The sequence below is a fragment of the Streptomyces sp. SID14478 genome, assembly GCF_010548525.1.
Taxonomy (GTDB): domain Bacteria; phylum Actinomycetota; class Actinomycetes; order Streptomycetales; family Streptomycetaceae; genus Streptomyces.
Genome location: NZ_JAAGMG010000485.1, coordinates 1 through 7,667 on the forward strand (window position 1 = coordinate 1; position 7,667 = coordinate 7,667).

Sequence of the window (7,667 nt, forward strand, 5' to 3'; positions counted from 1 at the left end):
CGCCCTCGACCTGGCCCACGAACTGCGCGCCCGGCGCGGCGTCGAGCCGCTGGCGCTGATCGCCGCCGCCGGCGAGCCGCCCGAGCGGCGGGTCGAGCGCCAGGCCGCGATCTCGTCCGGTGCCGCCGACGAAGAACTGGTGCGGTGGCTGCGCGATCTGAACGGCACGCCCGAGGAACTCCTCGCCAGCCGGGAGTACCTCGCGGAGCTGCTGCCGCGACTGCGCGCCGACCTCGGCCTGCTCGAACGCCGGGTGCCGCGCGCACGGCAGCCGCTCGACTGCCCGGTCCACGTCTACCTGGGCGCACAGGACCCGATGGTCGATGGGCCCGCGGCGCAGCGCGGCTGGGCCGCGCACACGACACGTGAACAGCCGCCCCGCACCTTCCCGGGCGGCCACTTTTTCGTTCAGGAATCCGCCGAACTGGTTCTGGCGGCACTGGCCGAGGACGCGGACGCCGCGGTCGGCGGCCGGCTCCTGCGGTCGCGGTGAACACGCCGGACGCCCGGCGAGGCGGAGAGGGAGGAACAGGCATGGGCACAGCGGATTCGTCCGGAGCGCGTGACGCGGACGGCGGCACGGCGCAGGCGGCGGCCGGACCGGAGGAGGCTTCTCTGGCAGGGCTCTCGGCCGAGCGCAGGGCGCTGCTCACGTTGGAGCTGGCCCGGCGCAAGGCGTCGGCGCTCACACCGCGGCGGCTGCCCCGCGAAGGCGGTGAGCCGTGCTTCCCGCTCTCCTACGCGCAGGAGCGGCTCTGGTTCCTCGCCCAGGCCGACCCGGGGTCGACCGCCTACGTGATGTCCGGGGCCCTGCGCCTGCGCGGCGCGCTCGACCGCGGCGCGCTCGGCGCGGCCCTCGACGAGATCGTGCGCCGCCACGAGGTGCTCCGCACCACCTTCCCCGACCAGGGCGGCCGGCCCGAGCAGCGCGTCGGACCGCCCCGGCCGGTACCGCTTCCCGTGCTGGACGCCGACGCCGAGGACGGCGAGGGCACGGTCGCCGCCGTGTGCCGGGCCGAGGCGACCACCCCCTTCGACCTCGGCCGCGACCTCATGGTGCGTGCCCGCCTGGTGCGGCTTCGCGACGACCATCACGTGCTCGTCCTCGGCCTGCACCACATCGCCGCCGACGGCTGGTCGCTCGGCGTACTGCTGCATGAACTCGGTGCTCTCTACGACGCGTTCCGCCGCGGACGGCCCTCGCCGCTGCCGGAACTCGCCATCCAGTACGCCGACTTCGCGGTCTGGCAGCGGGAGTGGCTCGCCACCGGTCCGCTGGACGACCAGATCGCCTACTGGCGCGAGCGTCTCGAGGGCGCCCCCGTGCTGGAGCTGCCCACGGACGTCGCGCCCGGCGCGGCCCGCAGCTGGCACGGCGCCTCCCAGCCGTTCTCCTTCCCGCCGCACCTGTGGAAGAGCGTGGTGTCCTTCGCCGAGGAGCGCGGGACGACTCCGTACATGGTCCTGGTGGCGGCGTTCGCGGTCGTGCTCGCCCGGTGGAGCGGCCAGAGCGACGTCGTGATCGGCTCGCCACTGGCCGGCCGGTCGCACTCCGCACTGGAGCCGCTGACCGGCTTCTTCGTCAACACGCTGCCGCTGCGCGTGGACGTGGCCGACACGGCGACGTTCGCGACGCTGCTCGGCGACGTCAAGGAGTCCTGCACCGAGGCGTACGCCCATCAGGACGTCCCCTTCGGCAAGCTCGTCCAGGCGCTGCGGCCGGACCGCTCGCTCGGCCCCGTGCCGCTGGTGCAGGTGATGCTCGCGCTGCGGGACGTGCCGGGGCAGCGGCCCGCTCTCGCCGGTCTCGACGTGGAGGAACTGGATCTGGCGACGAGCCAGGACGCCAGCAAGTTCGACCTCGTCCTCGACCTGGTACCGGAGCCCGACGGCCGGCTGCGCGCCCGGGTCGAGTTCAGCACCGACCTCTTCGAAGCGGCCACCGCGGGCCGCATCGCCGACGCGTTCGTCCGGGTGATCGAGAGCGCGCTGGCCGGTCCGGACCGGCCGGTCGACCGGCTGCCCCTGCTGTCGGGGGACGAACGGGCGCAGCTCGTCGGCGCGTTGTCCGGGGACGGCGACGCGAGCGCCGCCGACGCCGCGGGCTGCCTGCACACGCTCATCGACGCGCAGGCCGACGCCCGGCCCGACGCCCCGGCCGTCGAGTGCGGCGACACCGTGCTCTCCTACCGGGAACTGACCGAGCGCGCCGACCGGCTCGCGCACCGGCTGCGCGCGCTGGGCGCGGGCCCCGAGCAGCTCGTCGGGATCTGCCTGCCCCGCTCGGCCGACATGGTGGTGGCCGTGCTCGGGGTGCTCAAGGCGGGCGCCGGATACGTGCCGCTGGACCCCGGATACCCGCAGGGCCGCATCGAGTTGATGGTCCGTGACTCGGGCGTCTCGCTCGTCGTCACCGACAGCACGGTGGCCGCCACCGGCCGGCTGGGCGCGCACGACGGCGACGACACCGGACCCGCTCTCGTGCTCGTCGACGACACCGATGCCACGGGTGCCACGGGCGACACCGGCGCCGACGAGCCGCGCCGGCCGCGACCCGGACCGGTGCATCCGCGCACGCTCGCCTACGTCATCTACACCTCCGGCTCCACCGGCGTGCCGAAGGGCTCGGCCAACGAGCACGGGGGCGTGGTCAACACCCTGACCGGGCTGAACCGGACCCTCGGCCTCGGCCCGGCGGACCGGATGCTGGCGGTCTCCAGCCTCAACTACGACATGTCGGTCTACGAGATCCTCGGCAGCCTGCTCGCGGGCGCCTGCGTGGTCGTCCCGCCCGACGACCTGGAGGTCACCGACCCGGTGCGGCTGCGCCGGCTGGTCATCGACTCCCGGGTCACCGCGTGGAGTTCGGCGCCGGCCCTGCTCGAACTGCTGGTCAACCACGCGCACGGCGGCCCCGGCTTCGACGGCGCCGCGCTGCGACTGGCCGTCCTCGGCGGAGACCGCCCGCCGGCGGCGCTCGCCGACCGGCTCGGCGAACTGCTGCCGGACCTGCGGCTGTACAACCTCGCCGGCATGACCGAGGTCTCGTACTGCTCGACCTACCACCTCGTGCGCCGCCCCGAGCCGATCCCCGGCACGATCCCGTGGGGCCGCCCCCTGCCCAACCAGCGCCTGTACGTCCTGGACGCGCACGGCGAACCCGTTCCCGTGGGCGTGCGCGGCGAGCTCTTCATCGGCGGCGCCGGGGTGCGCCGCGGCTACTGGCGACGGCCGGGCCTGTCGGCGCAGCGGTTCACACCCGACCCGTTCGGCCGCACCCCCTCCGGGCGGCTCTACCGCACCGGCGACGCCGCCCGCTGGCGCACCTCGGGAGAGCTGGAGTTCCTGGGCCGCCTCGACCACCAGGTGAAACTGCGCGGCCTGCGCATCGAACCGGGGGAGATCGAGGCCGCGCTCACCTCCCACGAGGACGTCAAGCGCTGCGTCGTCCTGCTGCGCGGCGAGGGCGCCGACCGGCGTCTGATCGCCTACCTCACCACCCGGGGCCCGCTGCCGCCGAGCGTCGGCGAACTGCGCCGGTACCTGCTCGACCGCGTACCCGACCACATGGTGCCGTCGGCGTTCGTCCTCATGGACGCGTTCCCGCTGCAGCCGAGCGGCAAGCTCGACCGGTCCGCGCTGCCCGATCCGGCCGCGGTCCGCCCGGAGCTGTCCGGCGCCTACACCGCACCCACCGATCCGCTGGAGAAGGTCCTCGCCGGCATCTGGGCCGAGGTGCTCGAACTCGACCGGGTGGGGGTGACCGATGACTTCTTCGACCTCGGCGGCCACTCCCTGCTCGTGACACAGGTGGTCTCCCGGGTCCGTGACCTGTTCCGGGTGGACTTCCCGATCCGCGGTTTCCTCGCGGCCGGCACCGTGCGCGCGCTCGCCGACCGGCTGCGCGAGGCGGCCGTCGAGGCCGGGACGGACGCCGACCGCGTGGCGGAACTGATCCTCCAGGTCAGCGCCATGGACACCGCCCAGGTGACGAGGAGCCTCAGCGCATGACCCTCTCCGATGCCGCAGCGTTCCGCCCCGCCAACATGGACCCCGACCAACTGCGCCTGCTGGAACGCCTGTTGGCCGAACAGGGCGCCGCACCCGCGCCGCTCCCCGAGATCCGGCCGCACTCCGTGGACCACGCGCACGCCGAACCGTCGTCCGCCCAGCACCGCATCTGGTTCTTCGACCGCCTCCAGCCAGGCTCGGCGCTCTACACCATCACCGGCGTCGCCGAACTGCGCGGCACCCTCGACCGTGACGTGCTCGCCCGCTGCCTGACCGAGGTCGTACGGCGCCACGAGACGCTGCGCACCACCTTCCACGGCGACGGCCAGGAGCTGTTCACCCGGGTCGGTCCCGCGACGCCCCTGCCGCTGGAGTTCACCGACCTGTCCGCCCTGCCGGAGACCGAGCGCGCACGCGCGGTCAAGGAACGGCTGGACGCCGAGGCGCTGCGCCCCTTCGACCTGTCCCGGGACCTCATGCTGCGGGCCGGGCTGCTGCAACTCGCCCCCGACAAGCACCTGTTGCAGCTGTCGATGCACCACATCGCCGCCGACGGCTGGTCGCTCGGCGTGCTCCTGCGCGAACTGGGCGCCCTGTACCCGGCCTTCTCCCAAGGACAGGCCTCCCCGCTGCCCGAACCCGTCGTGCAGTACGCCGACTACGCGGCCTGGCTCAACGAGCGCATGCGCGAGCCCGCGCACGAGGAGGCGCTGAGCGCCTGGGTCGACCGCCTCCAGGGCGCCGGCGCCCTGGACCTGCCGACGGACCGTCCGCGGCGCGAATCCGGCTCCTTCGTCGGCGGCCAGGTGCCGCTGACGCTGCCCGCCGAGCTGATGGCCCGGGTCAAGCGGCTGGCCGACCAGGAACGCGCGACGCCCTACATGGTGCTCGTCGCCGCCCTGACGGCCCTGCTCGGCAGGTGGAGCGGCGGCCGTGAGGACGTCGTCCTCGGCTGCGCCGTCGCCGGCCGCAACCGCAGCGAGATCGAGCCGCTCATCGGGTTCTTCGTGAACACCCTCCCGCTCCGCCTCGACCTCGGCGGACAGCCGTCGTTCCGCACCCTCGTGGGCCGCGCGCGCACCGCCTGCCAGGACGGCTACGCCGGCCAGGACGTGCCCTTCGAGCAGATCGTCGAGCGGCTCCAGCCGGACCGCGAACCGGGCGCGCGGGTGCCGCTGGTACGGCACATGCTCGTCCTGCACAACAGCCCGCGCCCCAAGCTGAACCTGCCCGGCCTCGAGATCGAGGTGCTCCCGCAGGAGACCGGCACCGCCAAGTTCGAGATCCAGATCGAGCTGACCCCGACCGCGGACGGCGGGCTCGGCGGCCAACTCGAGTACGCGAAGGACCTGTTCGACGAGGACAGCGCGGCCCGGCTGGCCGAGGGCCTGCGGTCCCTGCTCGACGAGGGCGTCGCACGGCCGGACGCGCCCGCCGACACCCTGCGGATGCTCTCCGACGCCGACCGGCACACCGTCCTCGCGCAGTGGAGCGGGGCCGCGGCGGCTCCGGCCGGCACCGGACTGCTCCACCGGCTGTTCGAGAGCGCCGCCGACCGGACACCGGACGCGGTCGCCCTGATCGACGACGCGCTCACCCTGACCTACGCGCAGCTGGACGAGCGCGCCAACCGGCTGGCGCACGACCTGATCGCGCGGGGCGTACGCGTCGACGACGTCGTGGGCGTACAGCTCCCGCGTTCGGCCGAGGCCGTCGTCGCGATGCTCGCGGTGCTCAAGTCCGGCGCGGCCTACCTGCCGCTCGATCCCGCGCACCCGCCGCGGCGACTGGCGGAACTGGCCGAGGACGCCGGTGCCCGGCTCGTCCTGACCGACGCGGCAGGCGATCCGTCGGCGCCCGCGACCCGTCCCGACGTCGCCGTCCCGGCGAACGCGAGCGCGTACGTGCTCTTCACGTCCGGCTCGACGGGCCGGCCCAAGGGCGTGACCAACGAACACGCGGCGGTCGTCAACCGGATCCTGTGGATGCAGGACGCCTACGCACTGCAGCCCGGGGAGGCGGTCCTGCACAAGACGCCGCTGGGCTTCGACGTCTCCGGGTGGGAGTGGCTGTGGCCGCTGGCCGTCGGCGCGCGCATCGTCGTCGCCGGTGACGAGGGCCGCCGCGACCCGCGCGTCATCGCCCGGCTGATCCGCGAACACGCCGTCACCACCTGCCACTTCGTCCCCTCCATGCTGCGCGCCTTCCTCGACGGCCCCGCCGCGGACTGCGCGGGCGTGCTGCGCCGGGTCGTGTGCAGCGGGGAGGAACTCCCGCCCGCGACCGCACGCCGGTTCACGAACGCGCTGCCCGGCACCCGCCTGTACAACCTCTACGGGCCCACCGAGGCCGCCATCGACGTGACGGCCTGGCAGGTGCCGCAGGACCTCGCGCCGGAGCACGAGACCCGTCTGCCCATCGGCGCGCCGATCGCCGGCGCCCGACTCCACGTCCTCGACGCCCACTTCGCGCCGGTGCCGCCCGGGGCGGTGGGCGACCTGTTCATCGGCGGCGTCCCCCTCGCCCGCGGCTACCGGGGCCGGCCCGGGCTGACCGCCGACAGGTTCGTACCCGACCCGTTCACCCCCGGCGGACGGCTGTACCGCACCGGTGACCGGGCACGGTGGGCTGCCGACGGCACCCTCGACTACCTCGGCCGGGCCGACCACCAGCTCAAGATCCGCGGCCAGCGGATCGAGCCCGGCGAGATCGAGGCCGTCCTCGGCGCGCACCCGGCCGTCGAGCAGGCCGTCGTCCTGCCGTTCCGCGACGCGGAGGGAGACCTCCAGCTCGCGGCCTACGCCGGTCTCGGACCGGACGACGAGGCCGCGCCGCAACCGGCGGAGAACGGCGACCACGTCGAGCGCTGGCGCACCGTCTTCGACGACACCTACCAGGCGTCCACCCCCTCGGCGCAGGAGATCGACCTCGCCGGATGGAACGACTCCGCCACCGGGGAATCCATCCCGGAGGAGGAGATGCGCGCCTGGGTCGACGAGACCGTGGAGCGGATCACCGCGCTGCGGCCGTCGCACGTACTGGAGATCGGCTGCGGCACCGGACAGTTCCTCCTGCGGCTCGCCCCGCACTGCGCGCGCTACGTCGGCACCGAGATCTCGCCCGAGGCCCTCACCCGGCTCGCCGGACACCTCGACGCGGACACGACCGCGGAGCTGTCGCTGCGGCCCGGGGACGACTTCAGCGGGTTCACCGAGGGCGAGTTCGACACGATCATCCTCAACTCGGTCGTGCAGTACTTCCCCGACGTTGACTACCTGCTGCGCGTCCTGCGCGGGGCACTCGCCCTGCTCGCGCCCGGCGGGCACCTCTTCCTGGGCGACGTACGGGACCTGCGCCTGATCGAGGCGTTCCACTGCTCCGTGCAGGCGGCCCGGCTGCCCGACCTGACGCCGGTCGCCGACCTGCGCAGGCTCGTGGACCAGCAGATCGCGCAGGAGGAGGAACTGCTGATCCACCCGGCCCTGTTCGAGACGGTCGCCCCCGCCGAGCGGGTCCGCCTGCTCGCCAAGTCCTCCCCGCACCGCAACGAGCTGACCCGGTTCCGCTACGACGTGATCATCACCGCGCCGGGCGGCGCCTGCGCCCCGGCCGTGCCGGACGCCTGGCGCCCCTGGGCAGCCGGCGCACCCGACCGC

Annotated in this window: 3 protein-coding genes; all 3 read left to right on the forward strand. The window is 74.2% G+C overall.

Annotated features, from left to right (window positions below; all coding sequences use genetic code 11):
- Positions 1-493 (forward strand): thioesterase domain-containing protein (locus tag G3I40_RS16120; RefSeq protein ID WP_239091770.1); only part of this gene is annotated, 493 nt, incomplete at its 5' end.
- A gap of 41 nt (positions 494-534) precedes the next feature.
- Positions 535-4,011, forward strand: a complete 3,477-nt coding sequence (locus G3I40_RS16125; protein ID WP_164302854.1) for a non-ribosomal peptide synthetase — start codon at positions 535-537, stop codon at positions 4,009-4,011.
- On the forward strand, positions 4,008-7,667 hold a 3,660-nt coding region (locus G3I40_RS16130), incomplete at its 3' end, for a class I SAM-dependent methyltransferase (RefSeq protein ID WP_164302855.1). The genes G3I40_RS16125 and G3I40_RS16130, both read left to right, overlap by 4 nt.

Coding starts and splice junctions, on each gene's coding strand:
- G3I40_RS16125 (WP_164302854.1), top strand. CDS start 535: ATGGGCACAGCGGATTCGTCCGGAGCGCGTGACGCGGACGGCGGCACG.